This is a genomic window from Actinomadura sp. WMMB 499, from assembly GCF_008824145.1.
Taxonomy (GTDB): Bacteria; Actinomycetota; Actinomycetes; order Streptosporangiales; family Streptosporangiaceae; genus Spirillospora.
Genome location: NZ_CP044407.1, coordinates 981,254 through 1,006,176 on the forward strand (window position 1 = coordinate 981,254; position 24,923 = coordinate 1,006,176).

The following is a 24,923-nucleotide window of genomic DNA, read 5'->3' on the forward strand; positions in this document are numbered from 1 at the left end:
ACTGGGAGGATGCGAACGTGACGACCGAGTACAGCGGCGGCGGAGACCCCAAGCGCAGCCTCGAGATCCTGTGGGGCGTGCGCGAACGGCCCAGGCGCGGCCCCAAACCGAAACTGACCGTGGCGGAGATCGTCCGGACGGCGATCGCGGTGGCCGACGCCGACGGGCTGGACGCGCTGTCGATGCGCCGCGTCGCCGACGAGCTCGGCGTCGCCCCGATGTCGATCTACACCTACGTCCCGGGCAAGGCGGAGCTGATCGACGTCATGTTCGACCGCGCCCTCGGCGAGCTGACCGCGCCCGACGGCGTCCCGGGCGGCTGGCGGCCCAAGCTGGAGCACCTCGCCCGCGACAACTGGGACCTCTACCACCGGCATCCCTGGCTGCTGCACGTGTCCGCCGTCCGCCCGCCGCTCGGGCCCGCCGTGTCCGCCAAGTACGAGTTCGAGCTGCGCGCCGTGGACGGGATCGGGCTGACCGACGTCGAGATGGACTCGGTGGTCGCGCTGGTCACCGGGTTCGCCGCGAGCTCGGCGAGCGTGTCGGTCAACGCCGCCGAGGCCGAGCGGCGCAGCGGTATGAGCGACGAGCAGTGGTGGGAGGCCGTCGCGCCCTTCCTGGAGGAGCACATCGACGAGGCCGAGTATCCGCTCGCCGGCCGCGTCGGCGCCGCCGCCGGGCAGGAGTACCGGGGCGCCGTCGGGCCGCGCCACGCGTTCGAGTTCGGCCTCGCCCGCATCCTGGACGGCATCGAGGTGCTGATCGCCTCGCGCCGCCGGCCGGACGGCACGCGGGCGCCCGGCGACGGGCCGGGCGCACCGGGCCCCGGCGGGGCCCGGGGAGGCTAGTACTACCTGCCTTGATCGCTTCGCCACGGCGGAGCAACGCAGGTCAGCACTCCAACTGAAAGCGCCCGCTTACATCGTTGGCGCAGGTCGCGATCCGAAGTGGCTATGTAGTACTAGCGCGTCCGGTTCGCGCGCTTCGTCGGGACGGCCGACGCCGGATCCTCCGGCCAGGGGTGCCGGGGATACCGGCCGCGCAGCTCGGCGCGGACCGCCCGGTACCCCTCGCGCCAGAACGACGCCAGGTCCGCGGTGACGGCCGCCGGGCGCCCGGCCGGGGACAGCAGGTGCACCACCAGCGGCACCCGCCCGCCCGCCAGCCGCGGCGCGGCGTCCCACCCGAACAGCTCCTGCAGTTTCACCGCCAGGACGGGCTGCTCGGGGACGTAGTCGACGCGGATCCGCGAGCCCGAGGGCACCTCGATCCGCTCGGGCGCCAGCTCGTCCAGCCCGGCCGCCAGGTCCCACGGCAGCAGGCCGCGCAGGGCCGCCGCGACGTCGATGCGGGCGAGCCCGGCGCGGTCGCGCGCGCCCGCCGCGGTCGCCCAGTCCGGGACGTGCTCGAGCAGCGCGGCGTCGTCGACGGCGGGCCACGGGGCCCCGAGCGCGCGGTGCAGGAACGCGAGCCGGTCCCGGAGGGCCGTCGCCGCGGGCGTCCAGGTCAGCAGGCCCGTGCCCGCCGCCCGGACGCCGTCGCCCAGCGCCGCCCGGACCCGGCCGGGATCGGGATCGCGCAGCGGACGGGCGGCCAGCTCGATCGCGCCGAGCCGCTCGACCCGCCGCGCCACCACGTCCCCGTCCCGCCAGCCGACCTCCTCGCCGGACGCGGCCAGCGGCGCCGCCGCGAACCGGGCGACGTCCTCGTCGATCACCACCGCCTGCCTGATCCGCGCCGACGCCGCCCCGGCGGGACGGTCGGCCGCCGCGACCGCGAGCCACCGGGGCCGCGCGGCGGCGAGCGCCGACCCGTCGGCGAGCGTCCCGCCCGTCCCGGACGCCATCAGGTAGCCGCGCGCCCCGTCCGCGCGCGCCCGCGCGACCCGTTCGGGGAACGCGAGCGCGACCACGAGCCCCGCGACCGCGTCGTCCCCCGCGATCTCGCCCGCCGGTCCGGTGTGGCCCGCCGATCCGGCACCGCCCGCCGACGCGGTGCGGTCCGGCCGGGCGTGCCCGGCCGCCGGCGCGGCTTCGCTCGCGCGGGCGGTGCGGCCCACCGGCGTGGTCGCGCGGGGGTGCCGGTCGTCGTGGCGCGGGAGGGCGGCGCGGAGGCGGCGGGACTCCTCGCGCCAGCGGGCGGCGTGGGCGTCGGCGGGCGGCCCGGGACGGCGCAGGGCGCGCCACGCGGCGGTCAGGTCGTCGCCGGCGGCGCGCGGCGGGGGCTCCGACAGCAGCGCGACGACCTCGGCGGCCGCGCGTGGGCCGACCTCGCGGGCGCCGTCCAGCAGCGCGCGGGCCAGCCGGGGGTGGACGCCCGCGCGGGCCAGGCGCCGTCCCCGGCCGGTGACGCGGCCGTCGGCGCCGACCGCGCCGATGGCGCGCAGGGTGGCGCGGGCCGCGTCGAGCGCGGCGGGCGGGGGCGGGTCGAGCAGGGCCAGGGAGCGCGCGTCCGGGTCGCCCCAGCAGGCCGCCTGGAGGGCGAACCCGGTCAGGTCGGCCAGCTCGATCTCCGGACGCGGGCGGGCGGGGAGGCGCGCGTGGCCGTGCTCGTCCCAGCAGCGGTAGACGGCTCCGGGCGCCTCGCGCCCGGCGCGTCCGGCCCGCTGCTCGGCGGCGGCGCGGGACGCGCGGACGGTGGTGAGCGCGCCCAGCCCCCGGGCGTGGTCGGTGCGGGGTTCGCGCGCGAGTCCGGAGTCGACCACGACGCGCACGCCCGGGACGGTGAGGCTCGATTCGGCGACCGACGTCGCCAGCACGACGCGGCGCCGGGCGCCCGGCGCGAGGACGGCGTCCTGCACCGCCGGGGGCGCCTGCCCGTGCACCTGCAGGACCTCGGCGGGCGCGTCGCGCAGCAGGCCGGCGACGCGGCCGATCTCCCCCGCGCCCGGCAGGAAGCACAGGACGTCGCCGCCGCGTTCGGCCAGCGCGCGGCGGACGGTCGCGGCCACGTGCGCGAGCAGCGCCGGGTCCACGCGCATCCCGTGCGGGGGCGCGGCGGGACGGGCCGGCGGTGCCCACACGACCTCGACGGGGTGCAGCGCCGCCGCGGTCTCCACGACCGGGGCGCCGTCCAGCAGCCGGGACCACGGGCCGGTGTCGGCCGTCGCGGAGGCGGCGACCAGCCGCAGGTCGGGGCGCAGCGCGTCGCGGACGTCCCGCAGGAACGCCAGCGCGGTGTCGGCGTCCAGGTGCCGCTCGTGGCACTCGTCCATGATCACCAGGTCGGTGCCGGGCAGTTCCGGGTCGTCCTGCAGCCGCCGGAGGAGGACGCCGGTGGTGACGACCTCGATCCGCGATCCGGGGCGGTGCTCGCCGCGGACGGTCACCCCGACGCGGCCGCCGGGGCGCTCGCCGAGCAGCCACGCCATCCGCCGGGCGGCGGCCCGCGCCGCGAGCCGCCGCGGCTCCACCACCACGACCCCGCCGGCGGGCGCCGGGGCGGGCAGCGCCAGCCCGGCGAGGGCGAGCGGGACGAGCGTGGTCTTGCCCGTCCCCGGCGGTGCGGCGAGGACGGCCGCGCCGTGCCCGGCGAGCGCGGCGCGCAGGTCCGGGACGGCGCGGTGGACGGGCAGGCGTTCGGCCGCGGCGAGGCGGTCGGCGATGGCGGCGGTCCCGGTCACCGCACCAGTGTGCAACGGATCGGTACCCGGCCGAGCCCGCGGCGGCGCTCCCCGGCGGGCCTAACCGCAGTACCGCCACTCGGTGGTGGTGGTGCCGTAGATCCCGCCGCCGTAGATCGCCTTGATGGATCCCGTCCACCTGATGCACGTTCCGGCGGCGTAGCCGCTCACCGCCGCGTAGTGGGCGTAGTTCCCCTCGTCCGTGAGGGTCTTCATGCCCCTGCGCTCCAGGACGGCCTCGGTGTAGCTGCGGACGCCGTCCGCCCGGCCGACCCTCAGGGTGACCACGCAGTTCTCCTGATAGCTCCCGCTCCAGAGCACGTAGACCTCCCCCAGGGGCATGTTGTTCTTGTTGTCCCAGAGATCCTCCCTGGTGAGGATCCTGTAGTCGCCGTTCGACCAGCCGCACCCCGACCCCGCGACGACGGCTTCGCGGATGGTGTGGGCCGAGGCGGGCGCCGCCATGAGCGTCGTCGAGGCGAGCACGAGCCCGAGGGCCACCCCGGCACGCGCGACCGTGCGCCGGTACGTCCAAGACATGAAAGGTTCCTCCCGGATACTGCCGCCCACCCGGTCCCAGCATGCACCGCCCGGGGCCCGCTCCGCTTGATCGAACGTGCACAGTTCGTTGACGTCCGGTCCACCGCGCCCTGCCCGGAGGTCAGGAGACGACGCTCCAGCGGAAGTCGGCGGCGATGGGGAAGTGGTCGGACAGCTTGCGTCCCTCGGCGTCCCGGAAGCCGGCGTCGAGGTTGGCGTAGCCCGTGGCGTCGAGCCGCAGGCCCCCGCCACCGCGGTAGAGGATCTTGTCGACGACCTCGCATCCGGTGCCGGGATCGACCTCGGCGCAGGTGAGCGCGGGGTCTCCCGGCGCGGGCGCCCGGCCGCCGCGGGCGAGCCGCACCCACGCGTCGGTGAGGCCGTTGTCGGCGGCGAACTCGGCGATGCGGTCGCCCTCGCGCGTGTAGCGGGTGTTCGTGTCGCCCATGACCAGCACGGCGTTCCCCGCCGAGCGGGCACCGATGTAGGACGTCAGCTGCGCGTGGTTCGCCCGGCGCGCCGCCTCGTCGCCCGGCAGGGATCCCGCGTCGGCGTGCAGGTTGTAGACGTCCAGGTGGACGCCCTCGGCCAGCCGGACGCGGTGGAACGAGAAGCCCTTGGGCGTGAGGCAGTCGCCCGAACCGATGAAGCAGTCGTCCCACGTGACGCGGTCGAGCCCGTCGTAGGGCAGGTGGTGCAGGCTGTTCAGTCCGCTGCCGAAGGGCACGCCGCCGCTGGTCGGCGTCCGGTACGGGTGGTCGTTCGTCTCGTAGAGGTAGGCGTGGTAATTGAAGTCCTCCTGCACGTTGACGATGTCGAAGGGGGCGATCCTCTCCCCGATGGCCCGGTGCGCCTCCCGGCGGGGCGTCGGGGCGCTGGAGAGGAACTCGGGGAGGCCGGCGACGTTGTAGGTGAGGGCGCTGAACGTGCCGGACGCCGTCGTCTCCCCGGCGTGGGCGGGACCGGTCGTGAGCACCGGGACGGCGGCGATCAGCGACGCCGCCGCCGTCAGGGTGAGAACGCGCAGGCTCCGTCGCATCGGCGGCTCCGATCCGCGATATGAAGAACATTCGGATATTGGGCGAAAGGTAACCCGGCCCCGGAACCGCGGCAAGGGGACGGCCCGTGAACGCCGGCGGACGGGTGCCGAACGCCGCCGCGGACGGCATCGCGGACGGCCGGGAGGAGCGCCGCGCGCGGTGCCGCAGCGTGATCGACCGTGTGAGAAATGCCACCGTCGCGAAAAGGGCCCCGTGCGTTACGGTGATAGTTGCACCGAGCCTTTCGGGATTGGTCGACAAGAAGTCAAAGTTCGCCCTCGGAACCACCACCCGGTTGCACACGAAAGGGCAGGTGGGCAATGCTTCCGGCGGGTGGAAGATTGCTTTGCCGTTTGACATACGTCACCACTCCCCATCTGGCGACATTCCACCGGGTATCCGCATAATGAAGTCGTAGTCGCAGGATGCCAGGAGGTTCGGGATGATCGGCAGCTCCATCTATCTGCGGGACCGCGCCGCCTTCACCGGCGGCTCCCCGCAGGCCGTCTACGAGGACCTTTGGCAGCGCGACCGGAAAAAGCGGTTGCGGACGCGCGCAATTCTGGCCGGCGGGACGCTGCTCGCGGCGGGCCTGCTGGTCAGCGGGGTTTTCGGAATCGCCCTGGCGCTGCTGGTCGCCGGCGCGGACACGTTCGTCCATTGGCGCATTTACCGCGCCTCGCGGGTGTGGCGGCTCGGGCTGCGCGGCGAGGAGCGGATGGGGCGGCTGCTGCGGCTCACCCGGGAACGGCGCGGCCACCGGGTGCTGCACGCCCGCACGGTCCCCGGGCACGGCACCGCCGACCAGCTGGTCATCGGCTCCGACGGCCTGTGGCTGGTGCACAACGAGGCGTGGCATCCCGACGCCGAGCTGTCCCACCACGGCGGGCGGCTGTTCGTCGACGGCCGCACCAAGACCAAGCTGGTCCGCGAGATCACCGCGCGCGCCGAAGCCGCCGCGGACCTGATCTCCGCGGGCGCCGGAACCCCCGTGAAGGTGCGCCCCCTGCTGGCCGTGCACGGCGGCGAGATGCCCCGCCGGGCGCGGCTGTTCACCGCCGACGGCATCGTGTTCGGCACCCCGGCGCGGCTGCTGCGGTACATGAGCCGCAACCCGTCCGCCGACTACACCGCCGACGAGATCGACGCGATCATGCGCGCGGCCGTGCTCGCCCTCCCGATCGGGGGCCGGCAGATGACGGCCGCGGCCTGACCCGCCCGAGCCCCGGAGCGTTGATGCCGCCCCCCGAACACCCGCGGCCGGTGCCGTCAGGCGCCGCCCGCGGGGCGCCCACCGCCCGCGAGGGTCCCGCCGCCCGCGCGGGCGGTGCGGCGCAGCCACAGCAGCCCCAGCACCGGCAGCACCAGCGGTACGAACCCGTAGCCGCGCCCGTACCCGGACCAGACGGTCTCGTCGGGGAACGCCGCGGGATCGGCGAGGCTGAGCGTCCCCACCACCAGCACGCCGGCCAGCTCGATCGAGCAGGCCGCCACCGCGATGCGGAACGAGGCGCGCCCGCCGAGCGCGAGCGCCACCGTCGCCAGGACGTAGACGGCGGCGGCGACCGCCGACAGCGTGTAGGCGACCGGCGCGTCCCCGAACTCCGTGGCGATCTGCACCCCGGCCCGGGCCCCGGCCGCCAGCGCGAAGATCGCGTAGACGGCGACCAGCAGCCGCCCCGGTCCGCTCCCGGTGCCGCCCGCGCGGGCATCGGCGCCGGCGCGGGCGCCGCCGTCCGCGCGGGCCCCGGGCCGGTCGTCCCCGATCTCGGGCTCGGTCTCAGGCAACGGTCCCGCTCCACAGCTGGTTCATCCTGACCACCATCGCCGCGACGGCGAGCCCGGCGACCACGATGACGCCCGGACCCCACCGGGTGCGCTCCAGCAGCCCCCACCCGGCGCCCGCCGGAGGGATCAGCAGGATCCCGATCAGGTAGCCCGCGAAGGTCGTCGCGGGATCGGGCCCCTCGCCGCCGCCGAGCTTGACGAATCCCACGACGGCCTGCGCGATCAGCAGGATCTCCAGGACGCCGAGCACCACCAGGTGACCGACGCTCATCGGCCGGTCACGCACCGCGGTGACCAGTGCGTATCCGGCCGTCAGCAGGGCCGTCACGATGACCGCGGTCGCCAGCACGTTCGTCACGCCGACCAGAGTACTACCGCGTGTAGAGCACAGCGTCCGTGGCAGCATGACGGGCGTGAGAGCGCTGCGATGGCTGACCCTGACCCGGCACGGCGAGAGCACCGGCAACCTGGCCTGGCGGGAGGCGGAGCACACGGGCGCCGAGGACGCCGGCATCCCCGAGCGGGACGCGGACGTCCCGCTGTCGGACCTGGGCCGCGCCCAGGCCGAGGCCCTCGGCCGCCACCTCGCCGGCCTCCCCGCGGACGAGCGCCCCACCGTGATCGTCTCGTCCCCCTACCTGCGGGCGCTCGACACCGCCCGGATCGCGCTCGCGCAGACGTCCTGGGCCGCCCCGGGCGGGCCGCCCCTGCGCGTGGACGAACGGCTCCGCGACCGCGAGCAGGGCGTCCTGCAGGGCCTCACCGCGCGCGGGGTGCGGCGCCGGTTCCCCGCCGAGTTCGACCGGGCGCGGCGGCTCGGCAAGTTCTACCACCGCCCGCCCGGCGGGGAGTCATGGGCCGACCTGGCGCTGCGGCTGCGCTCCTTCTACCGCGACCTGCAGGCCGACGCCCCCGGCGGCCGCGCCCTGGTCGTGACGCACGACGCGATCGTCGTCGTGACCCGCTACCTGGTGGAGGAGCTGTCGGAGCAGGAGATCATGGAGATCGAGAAGGAGCCGATCGGCAACTGCTCGCTGACCCGCTGGCACGGTGACGGCGGCCCCCTGCGCGCCGTCGCCTACAACGACAGCACCCACCTCACCGCCCTCGGCATGCCCGCGGCCACCGACCCGGCCGACCTCGGCCCGGCCGACCTGTGACCCGAGCCGCCCCGCACCCGCCGGTCAGACGACGGCGTCGCCGTCGCTGAGGAGGCGGTCGCTGCGGGTCGTGACGGCGGCGCGGCGGGGGTCGCCGGGCGGAAGCACCGCCCCGAGCCGCTCGAGCGCCTCCAGGTCCCCCCGTCCGGGCTCGGTCTGCGCGTACGCCCACAGCGCCTCCGCGCCGCCCCGGTCGAGGGCCTGCCGCCGCATCAGCACCGCCAGCTCGTCGCGCTCGGCGCGGACGGCGGGCGCGTCCGAGCGGGGCAGCAACTCCCCCGCGTACAGCCGCGCGGCGGCCGGGACGTCCCCCTCGTCCAGCAGCCGGCGGACGGTCCGGAAGTCGGCGTCGATCGCGCAGTCGAGCCGGTAGGGGCGGGCGCGCACCAGCCCGCCGAGCCGGTCGCGGAGCCGGTGGATCTCCGCGCGGACGGTGCCCGGGGTGCCCTCGTCCCCGTACAGCAGCCAGGACAGCCGGTCGCCGCTCAGGCCCTGCGGGTGCAGCGCCAGCAGCGCGAGGATCTCCGCGTGCCGCAGCGTCAGCGGCACCGGGCGCCCGTCCACCCGGGCCACCGGCGGGTCGGCGCCCAGCAGCGTCAGCGCCAGCAGCGGCCCGTCCCCCGCCGGACGGGACGCCGCACCGGCCGGGACCGCGGGACGGGCGGCCGCGCGGGCGGCCCGCGGGCGCAGCAGGTACACCTCCCCGAGCGGTTCGGCGAACATCGGGCGGCCGTCCGGCAGCGCGATCGTCGCGCCCGGTTCGGGGACCGCGAGCCGCCGCCCGCGCCACCCGTCCGGCCCGCCCGCCAGGATCCGGCCGGTCGCGGTGACCAGCGTCGCGGCGCCGGGCAGCCCGTGCAGGTGCCGCAGGTAGCGCTCGCGGAGCCGCTCGTCCCGGCACCGCATCTCCAGCTCCAGCCGGGACTCGGCGAGCCGCGCCGCCGCGGCGACCAGCGCGGCCATCGCCGGATGCAGCCGGTCGACGGTCGCGCTGACGTCGACGCAGCCGATCACCCGTCCGCTGTCGGGGTCGGTGACCGGCGCGCCCGCGCACGACCATCCGTGCAGGACGTGCGCGACGTGCTCGGCGGCGTAGACGTGCTCGGGCCGCCCCGCGGCGAGCGCGGTGCCGATGCCGTTGGTGCCGACCGAGTCCTCGGCCCAGCAGAACCCCTCCAGCAGCCCGATCCGCTCGGCGGCGCGCCGCGTCCGGCGCGGCCCCTGCGTCCACAGCGCCCGGCCCGCCTCGTCGGTGATCACCAGCAGGTGCTCGGTCTCGTCGGCGACGCCGCGCAGCAGCTCCTTGAGCAGCGGCAGGTGCGGCGCGAGCGGATGGGCGGCGCGGGCGTCGGCGAGGACGTCGCGGTCGAACACCAGCGGCGCCGACGGCACCCCGGCGTCCACACCGGCCTCCCTGGCACGCCGCCACGACTCGGCGATCGGCGGCCGCGGGCCGGCCGCGCGTTCCTTCGTGACCATGGGCTGGCTCCCCCGGAACGGACACATCGGGGTTTGAGGATCGGCCGAATCCGAGGGCCGCGCAACCGGTTCCCGGGAACCCGGCGGCACGTTTTTGGCGACGGAGTGTAACCGGACGGTCGCAACGTGCATGCAACGTGCGGCGCTCTACCGTACCGAGCGCCGGGGGCCGAGGGGCCTCCCGAGGGGGTCCCGCCGCCCCGCGCGCGTCCGGGGGGAATGCGTGCGGGGCGGCGGGCCGGGGCCGACGACGAGGTCGGCCCGTCCCGGCGACCAGGGGGAGGATGGAACATTGCTGTGCCTGACCTGTCATCGCGTCCGCCCGGCACTCGACCGGGCGGACTACACTGCCGACCGCGCACTTCTCATCCTCCGGCGGGGCCTGTGCACGTGCGTCGCCCCGCTCCCGCCCGCGCGGGGGCGTCCGGCACGCCCGTCCACACCGGACGTCCCGGCGGCGCCGCGGGGCGCGCGGAGGCCGGCGGCCGGCGCCCCGCGCACCGCCGCGGGACGGTTCGGACCACCGGCCCCACTTCACCGAAACGACACGTGAATCGGGTAAACCGTTCATGCCCCGTTCCCTTAGAGTTAAAGGAGCATCCTGACGCCGGCCCCTGGGGGGAGCATGATGACCGTTATCCCGGGTCTCGTCCGCCGTGCCGCCGCGGAGGCGGAACGCCACCTGCGGGGAGGCGCCGCCCTCCTGAGCAGACTGGGCAGAGACCTGGAACGGTCGGCCGACCTCGAACGGCTGCTCCCCTCCCACACCGCGCGGTTGCGCGCTCTCGAGGACGCCGTCCGCACCCGCGACGCGGAGCTGCGGGCGCTGCGCACCGAACTCGACTCGCTCGTCGCGCAGCTCAACGACCGCCTCCTGCCGCGCATCGACGAGCGCATCGACGACACCGAACGGGACGTGTCCGCGATCGTCGCGGGCCTGGTCCGCGTCGGCCGGGAGAGCGCCGACCAGGGCACCCGGCTGGAGACCGCGGACCGCCGCCTCGACGACCTGCGCTCCCGCGTCGCGCAGCTCGAGCAGCGGACGGGCCTGTGGCGGGACGTCCAGGCCAACATGGCCCGCCTCGGCGACGACCTCGACTCGCTGCGGGCGCGCCTGGTCCTGCACACCACCGGGCCCGAACCCGCGCCCGTCCAGAACATCACCGACCGCCCCGCCTGACCCCGTCCCGCGACTCCCCCGATCACCGACCGGGCGTATCGTCACTTCAGGACCCGCGCCGCGGCGTCTCCGTGGCGTGTGTTGCGGCGCGGCGCGGCGCGGCTGCGCACGGCGGTGCGGCGTGCCCGTGTGACGTGCACCGGTGCACCCCGCGTGCGGCGTGCCACCGTGCCTACGTGCGGTGCGTTCGCGTGGTGCGCGGCCGCCGGTCCCTGACATCCCGTCCGCCCTCCCCCGGCGGCGCCGCGCCGCCGGGACGCGTCCCCTGTCGTCCAGCCGAACGGAAACCGCCTTGACCGCTCCGGAACCGACCTCCTCCCCCGCCGCCCGCCGCGGATTCGCCAGCGACAACCAGGCGACCGTCCACCCCGAGATCCTCGCGGCGCTCGCCGCGGTGAACGAGGGGCACCAGCCCGCCTACGGCAACGATCCGGTCACCGCGCGGCTCGGCGAGATCGTCCGCGACCGGTTCGGGGCGCGGGCCGAGGTGTACCCGGTGTTCAACGGGACGGGCGCCAACGTCGTGGCGCTGCAGGCGATGTCGGAGCGGTGGAGCGCGGTGATCTGCCCGGACTCGGCGCACATCCACACCGACGAGTGCGGCGCCCCCGAGAAGATCGCGGGGATCAAGCTCGTCACCGCGCCCGCCCCGGACGGCAAGCTGACGCCCGCGGCGGTGGAACGGCTCGCCGTCGGCTTCGGCAGCGTGCAGCGCGCGCAGCCCGCCGTCGTGTCGATCAGCCAGAGCACCGAGTTCGGGACCGTCTACACGCCGGACGAGATCGCGGCGATCGCGGCGGCGGCGCACGAGCGCGGCCTGGGCGTCCACATGGACGGCGCCCGCCTGGCCAACGCCGCCGCCGCGCTGGACGTCCCGCTGCGGGCCCTCACCACCGACGCGGGCGTGGACGTCCTGTCGTTCGGCGGCACGAAGAACGGGCTGCTGCTCGGCGAGGCGGTCATCGTGCTGAACCCGGACGCGGCGCGGGGCGTGGAGTTCCTGCGCAAGTCGAGCCTGCAGCTCGCGTCGAAGATGCGGTACGTGTCGGCGCAGCTCGCGGCGCTGCTCGAGGGCGACCTGTGGCACCGCAACGCCGCGCGGGCCAACGCGATGGCGCGGCGGCTGGCCGCCGGGGCGGGGGCGCTGCCCGGCGTCGAGATCACCCAGGCGGTGCAGGCCAACACGGTGTTCGCGATCCTGCCGAAGGACGTGTGCGAGCGGCTCCGCGAGCGGTTCGCGTTCTACGTGTGGGACGACCGGACGGGCGAGGTCCGCTGGGTGTGCTCGTTCGACACCACCGAGGAGGACGTCGACGCGTTCGTCGGGGCGCTCGCCGCGGAACTGCCGGGCTGACGCGTCCGTCCCACCGCGTCAAACTGCGGCGACGGGCAGCGTCGAGCCGCGGCGACGAGCCGCGGCGACGGGCTGCGGCGACGGGCCGCGGCCATCCCGGCCATCGGGAACCAAGCGAACGCTTGGACGCACCTCCGGGTTATCGTGGTCCGAACTGGATTCGGTACGAGAGAGGCGAGCCTGATGGCCAACCGCACCTTCGTCGTCGGCGTGGGCATGACCAAGTTCGAGAAGCCGGGCTCCCGCGACTGGGAGTACCCCGACATGGCCAAGGAGGCCGTCGGCAACGCCCTCCAGGACGCCGGCGTCGGCTACGACAAGATCGAGATGGCCTACGCGGGCTCGATGTACGGGTCGATGGGCCAGCGCGCCCTCTACGAGACCGGCATGACCGGCATCCCGGTCATGACCGTCATGAACGCGTGCGCCACCGGATCCAGCGCGCTCTTCCTCGCCCGCCAGGCCGTCCGCGGCGGCCTGGCCGACTGCGCCCTCGCCCTCGGCATGGAGAAGATGAAGAAGGGCTCCCTCGGCGCGGGCATGGACTCCAAGGTCACCATCATCGACCACCACCTCCGCTCGATGACCTCCGGCCGCGAGTGGGAGATGGACAAGGCGCCCATGCCGCAGATGTTCGGCAACGCCGGCCGCGAGCACATGGAGAAGTACGGCTCCACCCCCGACCACTACGCCTGGATCGGCTGGAAGAACCACAAGCACTCGGTGAACAACCCGTACGCCCAGTTCCAGGACGAGTACTCCCTCGACGACATCAAGAACGCCACGATGGTGTTCGACCCGCTCACCAAGCTGCAGTGCTCCCCCACCTCCGACGGCGCCGGGGCCGCGCTCGTCGTCAGCGAGCGGTTCCTCGACGAGAACGACCTGTGGGACCGGGCCGTCGAGATCGCCGGGCACAACATCACCACCGACACCCCCGACAGCTTCGAGGACAACTCCTCCATCAACGTCGTCGGCTTCGGCTGCTCGCGGCGGGCCGCCCGCGCCGCCATGGACGAGGCGGGGGTCGCCATCGAGGACGTCGACGTCATCGAGCTGCACGACTGCTTCAGCGCCAACGAGCTCATCACCTACGAGGCGCTCGGCATGGCCGCGGTCGGCGAGGGGCACAAGCTGATCGACGATCAGGCCACCACCTACGGCGGCAAGTGGGTCGTCAACCCCTCCGGCGGCCTGATCTCCAAGGGCCACCCGCTGGGCGCCACCGGCCTCGCCCAGTGCGCCGAGCTGACCTGGCAGCTGCGCGGGAAGGCCGGCGCCCGGCAGGTGGACGGCGCCCGCGTCGCCCTGCAGCACAACATCGGCCTCGGCAGCGCCTGCGCCGTCGCCGTCTACAAGCCCGCCACCGCCTGACGCACGGGACGGCGCCCCGACCGGGCCCGTCCGTCCGGGGGCACGGCCGTCCGGACGGACGGGCCCGGTTCGCGTTCCACCACCCGCACATGCGACAAATACTGACTCTTGTCTCAGCGGGTCCGCGCCCCTACGCTCGAGGTGAGCAGACATCGATCAGGAGGTGCGATGCCCGCCTCGCCCCCGACGCCCGCCCGCGCCCCGCTCGGCCCCGGCACCCTGCTCTGGCGGCACGCCGCCGACGTCCGCTCCCTGCTGCCCGGCGCCGCCGCCGGACTCCTGCAGCTGCTGCACCCCGCGATCGGCGCCGGCGTGTCCGAGCACTCCGCGTTCTTCGACGCCCCGTTCGACCGCATCCACCGGTCCGTCCCGCAGATCTGGGCCACGATCCTCACCCCCGACTCCGACGCCGACGCCCGCGGCCGCGACATCCGGGACCTGCACCGCGGCATCGGCGGCGTCGACGAGCGCGCCCGCCGCTACCACGCCCTCGAACCCGAGACGTTCTGGTGGGCGCACGCCACCTTCACCTGGGAGATCTTCAAGGCCGCCGAACTCTTCCACCCCGGCTCCCGCACCGCCGAGGACCGCGAGCGTATGTACGCCGAGACCGTCACCTGGTACTCCCGCTACGGCGTCAGCATGCGCCCCGTCCCCGCCGACTACGCCGCGTTCCAGTCCAAGTTCTGGCACATCTGCGCCGAACGCCTCGAACTCACCCCCGCCGCCGCGCGCGCACTGGAGATCGCCAAACACGGCTCCGACACCGTCACCCTGCTGCCCGTCGGCGGCCCCCGCCTCGACCGCGCCGGACGGATCGTCGCCGAGCGCCCCCTGCGGCTGGTCACCTTCGGATGCCTCCCGGCCATCGTCCGCGACCGCTTCGACATCCCCTGGAGCACCCTCGACCAGGCACGGTTCGCCGCACTGGCCGCGGCGAACCGGCAGGGCTACCGGATGATCCCCACCGGCCTCAACCACTGGGCACTGCGCAACATGCTCCGCTACATCGGCGCCCGCACCCGCGACCAGCGCTACATCCCCGCCGCCTGAACGCCGCGGATCAGGTCCGGGGCCGCGGGATCCGGTCGCGAACCTGCCGGCACACCGCGAGGATCAGGGACACATCGCCGTCCGTCAGCCCCGCGTGCGCCGACAGCCGGACGAGGTTGCGGTGCGGCGACGCCGCCGGCTGGAACAGCGCGGCGCTGAACACGTCCCGCGCCATCAGCGCGTCTCGCAGCAGCAGCGCGCCCGGCTCCGTCCCCGTCTCCACCCCGACGATCTGGGTGTCGGCGTCGACGAGCCGGTACCCCAGCTCGGCCAGCCCGTCCCGGAGGCGGCGCGTCACGTCGCGCAGCCGCGCACGCCGCCAGCCCTCGTCCCGCACGATGTCCAGCGCCGCCCGCAGCCCCGCCAACTCGTGCGGCGCCAGCGTCGAGCCGCACACCGCCGGGAACGCCGTGTCCACGAAGTAGTCGGCGAAACCCGGACGATCGCAGACGATCAAACCCGCCCGCGCGTGCAGCGCCTTCGACAGGCTCGCGGTGCGGAAGTCGACGCGGCCGCCCAGCCCCAGTTCCCCCACCAGCCCTTCGCCCCGCTCGCCCCGGACGCCCAGCGAATGCGACTCGTCCACCACCAGCAGGCAGTCGCGCTCCTCCGCCAGCCGGACGAGCACGTCGAGCGGGCAGCGCGCCCCGCTCGTCCCGTACACCGCGTCGACCACGACGACGCCGGACCCGCCGACGTCGATCCGCCGCCGCAGGTGATCGACGTCGTTGTGCCGGAAGTACGCGACCTCCGCACCGGCCGCGCGCGCCCCTTCCCACAGCGAGAGATGCGCCAGCGCGTCCAGGTACACCGGCACGTCCGGACCGGCCACCACCTGCATCAATCCGGTGTTGGCCGTCCAGCCGGACGGGCACAGCACACCGGCCCGCGCGCCCATGTGGCGCGCGAACGCGTCGCCCAGCGCGATCTGCGGATGGTCGGCGGGCGGGCGCCGCGTCCGGGAGACGGCCTCCCCGGCGTCCGCCGACCGCAGCCCGGCCATCATCGCCCCGTTGATCGCCGGGTGCCGACCGAGCGCCAGGTAGTCGCTACCGGTCAGCACGACCGTCCGGTCGGCGCCGGGCGCGTCGGGCGCGCGCGGGCGCGGCACCCGGGGCGCGTCGCCCGCTCCGTGGAAATCCCTGATGCGTTCGCCAAGGCGCTGGTGGGCGCTGGTCATCGCCGTCACTCTCCCCCGTCACGGATACGTCACTCATTGTAGCGCGACCTATTCAGCATGTGAAAAGGATCTATGGGAACGGCCAAGGGGCCGGGACGTGCCGCGAACGGTCCGGCGGCGTTCAGGCCCGTGTCGCGCGCGCGTCACGTCCGGCCCGGACAAAGGGGACGTGCAGCCGACCGCCTCTCGCCCGCCCGCCACGCGCACCCGCCGGATCGCGCTCGCCGCCGTCGCCGCGCCGCTCGTCGCGATCGCGGTGGTCGCCGCCCGGGAGACCCGCCTGCCGGACGTCCACTGGGGCGTCGTCCCGCCGCTGATCGCCCTGACGGCCCTGCACTACGTGCTCTCGGCCGTGGCGCTGCGCGCCGCCGCCGGGCGGCCGCTGCCGCTCGCGAGCACGGCGCTGGCGCAGTGCACGGCGTCCGCCGCGAACCGGGTCACACCGGGCGGCCTCGGGGCGTTCGCCGTCAACACCCGGTACCTGGCCAGGCACGGCTCGACGACCGGACGGGCAGCGGTCACCGTCGCCGCGGTGCGCGTCGCCGGGCTCCCCGCCGACCTCGCGCTGCTCTGCCTCGTCGTCGGGCTCGGCGGCCCGGACGGCCGGTTCGCCGGGGCGCTCGGCGCGCGGGCCGCGCGGATCGCCGGGGCGGTTCCGCCCGTCCCGTCCCTCATGGCCGCACTGCTGCTGCTCCCCCTGACGCTCTGGGCCGCCCGTTCCGCCGCCGTCCGGCGCGCCGTGTCCACGCTGACCGAGCTGTGCCGCCGGCCCCGCGATCTCGCGGTGGTGCTGACCGCGTCGGCCGCGGCGACGGCCGCGGTCGGCGCGGCCTTCGCGCTGAGCGTGCTCGCCGTGCCCGGGACGTCCGCGCGCCCCGGCGACGCGCTCGCGCTCGTCGCGGCCTACATGGTGGGGGCCGCGGCGGGCGCGGCGGTGCCGACGCCGGGCGGGGCCGGCTCCACCGAGGCCGCGCTGGTCGGGACGCTCGCGCTGCTGGCCGTCCCGACCGGCCCGGCCCTCCACGCGGTCCTGCTGTTCCGCGTCGTCACGCACTGGGGACCGGTGCCGGTCGGGCTCGCCGCCTACCGGACGCTGTGCCGGTGACCGCCTTTACGTTGTAGATCACTAACTCGTTCCGGCGGCACGCCTCCCGTACGTCCGGCCTCCGCTCGATGACTGCGGTCCCGGCCGCCCTCGCGGGTCAGGTCAGCGCGGCACTCGCCGTCGACCCGGTGAACGCGGGCAGGTAGCCGAGCCGGTGGCCGCGGGCGGTCGGGTGGTAGGAGTCCTCGAAGGGGAACGCGACGGAGTTGAGCCAGTCGTCGCCCGAGCACAGCTCGTGCCCGTCGAACTCGTCGCGCACGTCCGACCAGGTGAACCCGGCGCGGCCCGCGGCCTTCTCGACCGTCTCGTCGAGGGCGTCCGCGGCGCCGTTCAGCACCTTCCGCTTGGTGTTGCCGATCCCGACGCAGCCGCTGACGATCGTGTAGAGCCGGGGGTACCCGAGCACGACCACCCGCGCCCCGGGCGCCCGGTCGCGGATCTTCCCGTACAGGTCGTCGAGCCGGCCCGGCAGCGTGTTCGCGATGTACCGCTCGGCCTGGGCGACCCGGTTCTGGCACGCCGACGTCGACTGCAGCACGCACGTCAGCATCACGTCGGAGAACCCGGCGTCGTTGCCCCCGACCGTGATGCTGACGAGCGTCGTCGCGCCGCTCAGCGCGCCCAGCTGGCCGCTCGCGACGTCCGTCGACGTCGCGCCGGAACAGGCGGCGAACTCGTACGACTCGGTCTCGTTCTGCGCGGCCCACAGATTGGGATAGGCGTTCGCGCTGCGCGTGCACGAACCGCTGCCGGGATCGTAATTCCCGGCGCCCGTTCCGGACGAGTACGAATCACCGAGCGCGACGTACCGGACTCCGGCCGCCGAGGCGGACGCGGGCCAGACGATCGAGCCGGCGGCGAGGACGGCCGCGCCGAGTGCGGCCAGGCTGGGGCGGGAGAAACGCATCACCACTCCGGGGAAAATAGATCGGGCGTTCCCCGGTTCTTACCCGCACCGCCATTCCTCCAAGCCACCCAACTGATCAACCACTTTTGTCACATTCCGCCCTTGATGCCCTCCCACCACCCCTTAAAAGATCATTGGCAAGCGTCCATAAATCCGACTCACGCACGCTATTCACGAAATATTCAATGACCGCGACCGCGACACTCCCCTCACCCCGCGCCGATGACCGCACGGCCGTCGGGATCGGCAACTGGGACCCGCTCGCACCGCGACCGGCAGCCCCGGCGTCCATAACGATCGGCTATGACGCCATGTCTTGGACGCCCACGGGGCGCCGGGACCACGCTTGGACGCATCCCGATCTTGAGGAGCATGCTGTGAGCACCCTTCCCACCCGTTCCCTCGGCCGCCTCGAAGTGTCCGCGATCGGCTTCGGCGCGATGGTGCTGTCGCCGGGCATGTACGGGGAGGGCGACGACGCGCGGGGCCTGGCGGCGCTGCGGCACGCGTTCGACCACGGCGCCACGTTCGTCGACACCAGCGACGGCTACGGCGACGACGGCCACAACGAGCGGCTGGTCGGCCGGGCGCTGCGAGGGCGCCGGGACGGCATCGCGGTCGCGACGAAGTTCGGTTTCAGCCTGCCCGACGGCGTCGAGCCGCACCCGTTCCCCGTCGGGTTCGCGTTCGGAGAGCTGGCGGTCAACTGCGATCCCCGGCACATCCGGGGCTACGCGGAGAAGAGCCTGCGCAACCTGGGCACCGAGGTCATCGACCTCTACTACCCGCACTTCCCGGACCCGCAGGTTCCGATCGAGGACACCGCCGGCGCCGTCGGCGAACTCGTCGCGGACGGGCTCGTCCGGTACTTCGGCCTGTCGAACGTGACCGCCGACCAGCTCCGCCGCGCCCACGCCGTCCATCCGGTGCAGGCCGTCCAGACCGAGTGGTCGATGTGGCGGCCCGCGGAGCCCGGCCTCCTCGCCGCCGCGCGCGAGCTCGGCGTCGGGCTCGTGGCCTGGAGCCCGCTCGGCGCCGGGTTCCTCACCGGGACGGTCGACAAGATCGAGGACGGGGACTTCCGGAAGAACAATCCCCGTTTCGACGACGCGAACCTCGCCGCCAACCGCGACTCCTACGCGGCGGTACAGAAGATCGCCTCGGAGCTCGGCGTCTCCCCCGGCCGGCTGGCGCTCGCGTGGCTGCTGCACCGCGGGCCGGACGTCGTCCCGATCCCCGGGAGCCGCACCCCGGCGCACATCGAGGAGAACCTCGCGTCCGCGCGCGTCGAACTGTCCGCGGACGTCCTCGCCCGCATCGACGACGCGCTCTCGGACGTCACCACGTCCGGCGGGACCCTGCTCCGGTGAGGGCGCGCCGATACGCCGCGGTCCCGGCGGCGGCGCTGCCGGCCGGCCGCGGGAGGGACGCGTCCCCGGCGCCGGAACTCGACGTGGCGCGCACCATCGCGGGCCGGGAGGCGATCCGGGCACGGGCCCGCGACGAGGTCATCGGCGGGACGTCGCACGTCCTCGAGGTCGCCGCACGGCGTCCGGACGGGCGGGAACCGCTCGTCCACCGGGCGACGTCCGGCTCCGAAGGGCGGCGTGCGCATCACGACTTCACCGTCTCCACCGAAGGAATCACCAAAGCGGACCTGCGATACGCCTGATCTGGAATACTGCCGGAGGCCACGAAACTGGGGGCTGGGTGGAGATCCGGACGTTCACGGAAGGCGATCGCGCCGAACTGCGGGAACTGTTCGTCCGCGCCGGAGAAGGAGCTCCCACGGAATCATTGTGGGACCACGCCGAGTCCGAGGCCGCCGTCTACCTGACCCCCTACATGGACCTCGAACCCGATTCCCTCTTCCTCGCCGTTTCCGGCGGGCGGCTCGTCGGCTACCTGACCGGCTGCCCGGACACATCGGCCTTCCCCGGCGAGGACGTCCTGCTGACACGGGCCGTCCGGAAACACCACCTGCTCTTCCGCCGCAAGCCCCTCGCGTTCTTCGCCCGCAGCATGGCCGACATCGCGAGGGCCGCGGCCGGGCGCCGGCCCACCGCGAAGGGCCTCGACGACCCGCGGTGGCCGGCGCACCTGCACATCAACGTCGCGCCCGAGGCGCGCGGAACCGGCGCCGCCGACGGCCTGATGGACGCCTGGCTCGACCGTCTCCGCACGCTCGGCTCGCCCGGCTGCCATCTGCAGACATTGCGCGAGAACGCCCGTGCCGTACGTTTCTTCCGCCGCATGGGGTTCACCGAACACGGCCCGGCCCTGTTCGTCCCGGGAATCAGGAGCAACGGCGAGAAATTGCACCAGCAAACGATGGTGCGAGCCCCCTAGATCGTTGATGGGGGTTTGCCGAACCGGCGGCGGGCATGGCGAAGGGCGCCCATGATCAGTGTGTGAAGACAAACCTGGACGCCCTTCTGACCGCACTCTACGTCCATCTGGACGACCACGTCCTGCGATCGGCCGACCGGCCCCGCAGACGCGGCCCCGCCCGGACCCTCAACGACGCCGAACTGGTCTGCGTCGCCATCGCCCAGGTCCTGCTCGGGTGCGATTCCGAGCGCCGGTGGCTGCGGACCGCGCCCGCACGGATCGGGCACCTGTTCCCCCGGCTGCCCGGCCAGTCCGAGTACAACCGGCACCTGCGCGACGCCGCCCCCGCCCTGGCGGCCGCAGCGGCGTGGCTGGTCCGCCGGATCCCGTCCTGGCACGACCGGCTGCGGCTGATGGACGGCACCCCGCTGCGCTGCGGCGCCTCCCGCACCACCGTCCACCGCTCCGCCCTGGGCGAGATCGCCGGCTACGGCATGGACAAGTCCCACCACGCCTTCTACTGGGGAGCCAAGCTCATGCTGATCACCACCCCCGAAGGCGCAGTGTGCTCTTTCAGCGTGGCCCACCCCAAGGAACTGGACGAGCGCAAGCAGGCGATCCACCTGCTGCACACCCGGCCGCCCGCCCCGGGGCCCTGCCCGATCGTGTGCGACAAGGGATTCGCCGGAGCCGAGGTGGAGAAGACCGCCGCCGGCCTGGGCCACCTCCTGATCCGGCCGGTGCGCCAGGACGAGCCCGAGCCGCCTGTCAAGGTGTTCCCGGCCTGGCTGCGCCAGCGCATCGAGGCCGTCATCTGGACCCTGAAGAACCAGCTCGGACTGGAACGCCACGCCGCACGCACCACCGAAGGGCTCTGGACGCGCCTGTGCCAGCGCATCTGCGCCCTCAACGCCGCCATCTGGCACAACTGGCTCATCGACGCCCCGGTCAAGCGGTCACTGATCGCCTATGACCACTGACCGAGGCACTCAACAACCCCCATCAACGATCTAGGGCACCCGTCCGCGCGGGCGGTGCGACATACTCGCCCGGTGAGGGGACGCCTGACCGACGTGATGGCCCGCCGGATGATCGCGCCCGCCTGGAGGAAGCTGAGCGGGCGCGTGCAGTGGCGCCTCGCGCGCCTCCGGCACCCGACGTTCCTCGTCTACGCGGGCGGGATCGTCCGCGACGACGAGGGCCGCATCCTGCTGCTGCGGCACCGCCTCTGGCCCCCGTACCGCGCGTGGGGCCTGCCGGGCGGCTACGTCAACGCGGGCGAACGCCTCGAGGACGGCGTGGCGCGCGAGGTCCGCGAGGAGACGTCCCTGAAGGTCGCGGTCGCCGACCGCCCGCTCCGGGTGGCGAGCGGGTTCCGCTTCCGGGTCGAGGCGTACTACGAGGCCGAGGTGACCGGCGGACGCCTCGACCTCGACCCCGCCGAGATCCTCGAGGCCCGCTGGTTCCCCGTCGACGACCTCCCCGCCGCGATGTCCCCCCGCCTCCGCACCCTCATCACCACCCTCCCCTGACCCACCGCGACCCCGTTCTCCGGCGGCGCGAGCCCTCCACCGAAGGGACGGGTCGGCACGGCTCACCTCACGCGCGGACCGTGGCCGGTGGCCGCACCGGACGCCAGGACCTCGTCGCCGACGGAGGTGAACTTGACCGCGAGGCGGCGGTCGAGGATCCGGTCGTAGGCGCGGCGGGGGCGGACCGGGTCAGGTGCGGGGGCGCAGGGTGCCGGCGCCGAGGCCCTCGAGGCCGAGGGCCAGCACCTGCTCGCCGGTCTCCCGGGCGGCGCGCAGGGCGGTCTCGAGGTCGGTGAGGCGGCGGAACGCCTCGCCGTATCCGGCCTGCTCGGCGGGGGTGAGGCGGGGCAGCCGGGCGCGGCGGACGTCGAACCGGGCGGACGACGTCGAGCTGCGCAGGCTCGCGCCGCGGGCGCCGAGCCGCAGCCAGCCCGCGACGAAGTCGGGGTCGGTGCGTTCGGGGTCGACGCGGACGATCGTCAGGCCGGGCCCGAGGACCGGGCCGTCCTCGGCGGCGACGCGCGCGATCGGGTGCCGGGCGATCTGGGAGACGACGATGTCGCGGGCCCGGATCCGGACGTGGTCCTCGTCGAGGGCCGCGGAACCGGTGGGGCCCCGCCCGCGGGCGGCGTCCTCGAGCGTGAGGACGGGGACGGTGCCCTCGTCCATCCGGATGCGGGGCGAGACGCGCAGGATCTCCAGGACGCCGGCCTTCGCCAGCTCGCCGATCGTGGTCATGGCGGGCTCCTCGCCGCCGCGGGACTGTTTCAGCGCCGACAGCGCGTCGACGCTGCGGGGCAGCGCGGCGACGGCGGTCGCGAGACGGTCGCGTTCGCGGGTGAAGGCGCCCCCGGTGGCGGGCGCGCCGCGCTGCGGCAGGTGGCGCGCGGGGTTGAGGTCGACCTCGTCGTCGAGCAGGTCGATGATGCGGACGACGGTCGCGGCGCCGCGCTGCGGACGCCCGTCGAGGTAGCGGCGCCACGCGTCCACCGCGGCCTCGTGGTAGGCGTCGGGCTCGGCGGACACGTCGGCCATGAGGACGTCGTCGGCGGGCGGGTCGCCGGGCGCGGGACGGCGCAGCACCCAGACCGACACGGCGACGGCCATGTTCGGGACGGCGCCCGCGGGCAGCCCGACGACCGCGCGCAGCGCGCCGCGGCGCAGCAGCTCGGCGCGGATGCGGCGGCCGGACCGGCGGGCGGCGACGGCCGGGGGACCAGCATGGCGACGAGGCCGCCGGGCGCGGCGTGCGCGAGCCCGTGCTGGAGCCAGGCGAGTTCGGACTCCATCCGGGGCGGGAGCCCGTACTCCCACCGGGGGTCGCCGGTGAGCTCCTCGTAGCCCCAGTTGCGGTCGTTGAACGGCGGATTCGTGACGACGAGGTCGGCGGTGCGCCCGGCGAACGCGTCGTCCCGCAGGGAGTCGCCCGGACGGACTTCGGCCGGGGCCCCGCGCAGTTCGAGCTGTACCGCGGTCATGCGCGCGGTCGTCTCGTCTATCTCCTGGCCCAGGAGTGCTTGCACGTTCTTGTAGACGTCCTGGGCGGTGGTCAGGAACGCGCCTGTGCCGCAGGCAGGGTCCAGGACGGTGCTCGGTGCTTCCGTCGGGAAGTCGAGCATCAGCCGGACGACCGGTTCGGGCGTCATGTACACGCGGCGGCTGTGGTGCTCCAGGTAGCGCGTGCGGAGGAACTCGAACGCGTCCGCCGTGCCGAGTTCGTCCGCGAGTCCGGCCAGCGCGCGCGCCAGCGGGGCGTGCGCGGCGACGTCGAAGGAGGCGGGGAGCCGGTCGGTTCGTGCGCGGACCGCCTCGGCGAGGGCCGCGCCCGCCCGGTCGTCCGGGGCATCGGCCAGGTCGCGCCACCGTGCGGGATCCGCGTGCAGGGAGAGCAGGAAGGCCCCGGCGAACGTCATGACGTCGGACAGTTCGACGTCGCCCGCGGCGGCCTGCCGGAGGGTCTGCCAGACGCGCTCGCGGACCGGCGGGTCCGCCAGCTTGCCCTGGTCGCGCAGCCAGCCCTCGATCTGCCCGAGCGAGAACGTCGGGCTGGTGGCCGTGCCCCCGACCGGCAGCGGGAAGTCGTCGTGGCGGCGCCGCCAGTTGCTCACCGCCGCGCGCCCCACCCCCGCCAATCGGGCGATGTCGGCAGCGGTCACCGTCGCATCGTTCGACACACCAGCACTCCCTCCAGCCGACGTTCAGGCGGCGTTCAGTGATCACACCCTAGCGGTACCGGGCCGTCGAGCCGGTTGACCTGGTTCACGGTAGCGCGCATCGCCGACTCGATCTTTCGTGGGATTCTCAGGAGATTGAGGGTTGATTGTGTACACAAACAATCTGTGCTTTGATGTGAACTTCAGCCGCCCCGCCGGACGAGAGTGGAGCCGCAATGCGAGTCACGGGACGCCGGACCATTCCGACCATGCCGATGAAGGAGTTCGACGACGCCCGGGCACGGATGCCGCCCCGGCTGGCGGCGCGGACGCAGCCGATGCGGGCCTGCGCCACCCGGTCCCTGGGCTGCCCCTGCTGCGGTGCGGCGCGGCGGCTGCTGTGGCTGTGCTTCGCGGCCGTCCGGCACGGCGACACGGGGAACGCCGAGATGCTCGCCGGGGAGGCCGAGCACCACCTCGGCACCGGCCCGCACTCCCCCGGCTGCCCGCAGGTCGCACCGCCGTCCGCGCCGTACCGGTGGCCACCGGTACGGGGGCGGGTGCCGGTCCGGCGCGGGCGGGCCGGTCCCCTCGTCGCCGCGACCGACGCGAGCGTCCGGGACGCCCGCGCGTACGGGATCGGCTACGTCGTCGACACCGGCCGCTGGGGAATGCGCGCCCGCCCCTTCCGCCACCAGGACCCGACCGGTCCCGGCACGGTGCTGGTCGGCGAGCTGCGGGCGGTGAACCTGCTGGTCGACGACGTCGGCGACGCCCCGGACCTGCTCGTGCTCGTCGACAGCCTGTCCGCGCTGCACTACCTGCGTGCCTGGCAGCGCGGCGACACGTCCCGTTTCCCGGCCGGCTACGACCTGCGGCCGCGCCGCGCCCGTCCGCCGACGCTCGTCCGGCTCGCCGAACGCGTCGCGCACCGTCCCGGCCTGCGTACCGAGCACGTCAAGGGCCACTCCGGCCACCCGCTCAACGAGACCGCCGACTCCCTGGCGTCCATCGCCCGGCGCGGCCTCGCCCGTCCCCTCGACCCCACCGCCCGCGCCGAGAGCCTCGTCACCGCGTTCCTGCGGGCCTGGCACGACGGCCACGGCCTCGCCGCCTGACCTCCAG

24 protein-coding genes are annotated in these 24,923 nt (G+C 74.6%); 14 read left to right on the plus strand and 10 right to left on the minus strand.

Annotated elements, in window-relative coordinates; all coding sequences use genetic code 11:
- Positions 1–17: 17 nt before the first annotated feature.
- Positions 18–848 carry a TetR/AcrR family transcriptional regulator gene (locus F7P10_RS04200; RefSeq protein WP_151008166.1) on the plus strand — a complete coding sequence of 277 codons (831 nt, stop codon included), beginning with the start codon at positions 18–20 and terminating at the stop codon, positions 846–848.
- 113 nt (positions 849–961) lie between these two features.
- Here the strand turns inward: F7P10_RS04200 and F7P10_RS04205 are convergent, their stop codons facing one another.
- The 3 genes from F7P10_RS04205 to F7P10_RS04215 all read right to left on the minus strand — a co-directional run bounded on the left by F7P10_RS04205 (position 962) and on the right by F7P10_RS04215 (position 5,201).
- Entirely contained in the window at positions 962–3,622 is a 2,661-nt protein-coding gene (locus F7P10_RS04205; protein ID WP_254716380.1) for an ATP-dependent RNA helicase, read from the minus strand.
- Positions 3,623–3,682: 60 nt separating this feature from the next.
- Positions 3,683–4,162: a hypothetical protein gene (locus F7P10_RS04210; protein ID WP_151008167.1), complete on the minus strand. Its 480-nt coding sequence runs from the start codon at positions 4,160–4,162 to the stop codon at positions 3,683–3,685.
- A gap of 121 nt (positions 4,163–4,283) precedes the next feature.
- Positions 4,284–5,201, minus strand: coding sequence for an endonuclease/exonuclease/phosphatase family protein (locus tag F7P10_RS04215; protein ID WP_176611291.1), 918 nt, complete (start codon positions 5,199–5,201; stop codon positions 4,284–4,286).
- A 443-nt stretch (positions 5,202–5,644) separates the two neighbouring features.
- Here F7P10_RS04215 and F7P10_RS04220 point away from each other — a divergent pair, with 443 nt between their 5' ends.
- Positions 5,645–6,415, plus strand: a complete 771-nt coding sequence (locus tag F7P10_RS04220) for an NERD domain-containing protein (RefSeq protein ID WP_176611292.1) — start codon at positions 5,645–5,647, stop codon at positions 6,413–6,415.
- 56 nt (positions 6,416–6,471) lie between these two features.
- On the opposite strand, the gene F7P10_RS04225 is transcribed toward F7P10_RS04220, so the two are convergent.
- Both F7P10_RS04225 and F7P10_RS04230 read right to left on the minus strand, forming a co-directional pair.
- The gene (locus tag F7P10_RS04225; protein ID WP_151017812.1) at positions 6,472–6,876 is read right to left on the minus strand and encodes a hypothetical protein; all 405 of its coding nucleotides are present in this window, start codon (positions 6,874–6,876) and stop codon (positions 6,472–6,474) included.
- A gap of 106 nt (positions 6,877–6,982) precedes the next feature.
- Positions 6,983–7,348 (minus strand): hypothetical protein, encoded by a 366-nt coding sequence (locus F7P10_RS04230; protein WP_151008168.1) that lies wholly within the window; start codon positions 7,346–7,348, stop codon positions 6,983–6,985.
- Positions 7,349–7,394: 46 nt separating this feature from the next.
- On the opposite strand from F7P10_RS04230, the gene F7P10_RS04235 reads away from it, so the two are divergent.
- Positions 7,395–8,150 (plus strand): histidine phosphatase family protein, encoded by a 756-nt coding sequence (locus F7P10_RS04235; RefSeq protein ID WP_151008169.1) that lies wholly within the window; start codon positions 7,395–7,397, stop codon positions 8,148–8,150.
- A gap of 24 nt (positions 8,151–8,174) precedes the next feature.
- Here F7P10_RS04235 and F7P10_RS04240 read toward each other — a convergent pair whose 3' ends face one another.
- Positions 8,175–9,629, minus strand: a complete 1,455-nt coding sequence (locus tag F7P10_RS04240) for a GAF domain-containing protein (protein WP_218040371.1) — start codon at positions 9,627–9,629, stop codon at positions 8,175–8,177.
- Positions 9,630–10,254: 625 nt separating this feature from the next.
- On the opposite strand from F7P10_RS04240, the gene F7P10_RS04250 reads away from it, so the two are divergent.
- The 4 genes from F7P10_RS04250 (at position 10,255) to F7P10_RS04265 (ending at position 14,590) form a co-directional block, all read left to right on the plus strand.
- A complete protein-coding gene (locus tag F7P10_RS04250; RefSeq protein WP_151008172.1) occupies positions 10,255–10,809 on the plus strand; it encodes a hypothetical protein in 555 nt (184 codons plus the stop codon).
- A gap of 292 nt (positions 10,810–11,101) precedes the next feature.
- Positions 11,102–12,163: a low specificity L-threonine aldolase gene (locus tag F7P10_RS04255; RefSeq protein WP_218040372.1), complete on the plus strand. Its 1,062-nt coding sequence runs from the start codon at positions 11,102–11,104 to the stop codon at positions 12,161–12,163.
- Between the two features lie 183 nt (positions 12,164–12,346).
- Positions 12,347–13,537: a lipid-transfer protein gene (locus F7P10_RS04260; protein ID WP_151008173.1), complete on the plus strand. Its 1,191-nt coding sequence runs from the start codon at positions 12,347–12,349 to the stop codon at positions 13,535–13,537.
- A gap of 168 nt (positions 13,538–13,705) precedes the next feature.
- Positions 13,706–14,590: an oxygenase MpaB family protein gene (locus F7P10_RS04265; protein WP_151008174.1), complete on the plus strand. Its 885-nt coding sequence runs from the start codon at positions 13,706–13,708 to the stop codon at positions 14,588–14,590.
- Between the two features lie 10 nt (positions 14,591–14,600).
- On the opposite strand, the gene F7P10_RS04270 is transcribed toward F7P10_RS04265, so the two are convergent.
- Positions 14,601–15,770 (minus strand): aminotransferase class I/II-fold pyridoxal phosphate-dependent enzyme, encoded by a 1,170-nt coding sequence (locus tag F7P10_RS04270; protein ID WP_151008175.1) that lies wholly within the window; start codon positions 15,768–15,770, stop codon positions 14,601–14,603.
- Positions 15,771–15,939: 169 nt separating this feature from the next.
- Between F7P10_RS04270 and F7P10_RS04275 the strand changes: the two genes are divergently transcribed.
- A complete protein-coding gene (locus tag F7P10_RS04275; RefSeq protein WP_176611293.1) occupies positions 15,940–16,875 on the plus strand; it encodes a lysylphosphatidylglycerol synthase domain-containing protein in 936 nt (311 codons plus the stop codon).
- 97 nt (positions 16,876–16,972) lie between these two features.
- Here the strand turns inward: F7P10_RS04275 and F7P10_RS04280 are convergent, their stop codons facing one another.
- Positions 16,973–17,782 (minus strand): SGNH/GDSL hydrolase family protein, encoded by an 810-nt coding sequence (locus tag F7P10_RS04280; RefSeq protein WP_151008177.1) that lies wholly within the window; start codon positions 17,780–17,782, stop codon positions 16,973–16,975.
- Between the two features lie 377 nt (positions 17,783–18,159).
- On the opposite strand from F7P10_RS04280, the gene F7P10_RS04285 reads away from it, so the two are divergent.
- From F7P10_RS04285 to F7P10_RS04305, 5 genes are all read left to right on the plus strand, one after another.
- The gene (locus F7P10_RS04285; protein WP_218040373.1) at positions 18,160–19,152 is read left to right on the plus strand and encodes an aldo/keto reductase; all 993 of its coding nucleotides are present in this window, start codon (positions 18,160–18,162) and stop codon (positions 19,150–19,152) included.
- Positions 19,149–19,454 (plus strand): hypothetical protein, encoded by a 306-nt coding sequence (locus F7P10_RS04290; protein ID WP_151008179.1) that lies wholly within the window; start codon positions 19,149–19,151, stop codon positions 19,452–19,454. Before F7P10_RS04285 ends, F7P10_RS04290 begins: the two co-directional genes overlap by 4 nt.
- A 38-nt stretch (positions 19,455–19,492) precedes the next feature.
- On the plus strand, positions 19,493–20,131 hold the full coding sequence (locus F7P10_RS04295; RefSeq protein WP_151008180.1) for a GNAT family N-acetyltransferase: 639 nt from the start codon (positions 19,493–19,495) through the stop codon (positions 20,129–20,131).
- Positions 20,132–20,193: 62 nt separating this feature from the next.
- Entirely contained in the window at positions 20,194–21,093 is a 900-nt protein-coding gene (locus F7P10_RS04300; RefSeq protein ID WP_151007737.1) for a transposase, read from the plus strand.
- A 72-nt stretch (positions 21,094–21,165) separates the two neighbouring features.
- A complete protein-coding gene (locus F7P10_RS04305; protein ID WP_254716381.1) occupies positions 21,166–21,645 on the plus strand; it encodes an NUDIX domain-containing protein in 480 nt (159 codons plus the stop codon).
- Positions 21,646–21,834: 189 nt separating this feature from the next.
- Here F7P10_RS04305 and F7P10_RS43885 read toward each other — a convergent pair whose 3' ends face one another.
- Positions 21,835–22,383: a hypothetical protein gene (locus F7P10_RS43885; protein ID WP_254716382.1), complete on the minus strand. Its 549-nt coding sequence runs from the start codon at positions 22,381–22,383 to the stop codon at positions 21,835–21,837.
- Between the two features lie 29 nt (positions 22,384–22,412).
- Entirely contained in the window at positions 22,413–23,801 is a 1,389-nt protein-coding gene (locus tag F7P10_RS04310) for a class I SAM-dependent DNA methyltransferase (protein ID WP_254716383.1), read from the minus strand.
- Positions 23,802–24,067: 266 nt separating this feature from the next.
- Here F7P10_RS04310 and F7P10_RS04315 point away from each other — a divergent pair, with 266 nt between their 5' ends.
- Complete coding sequence (locus F7P10_RS04315; protein ID WP_176611294.1) at positions 24,068–24,916, plus strand: RNase H family protein; 849 nt, start codon at positions 24,068–24,070, stop codon at positions 24,914–24,916.
- Positions 24,917–24,923: the final 7 nt, after the last annotated feature.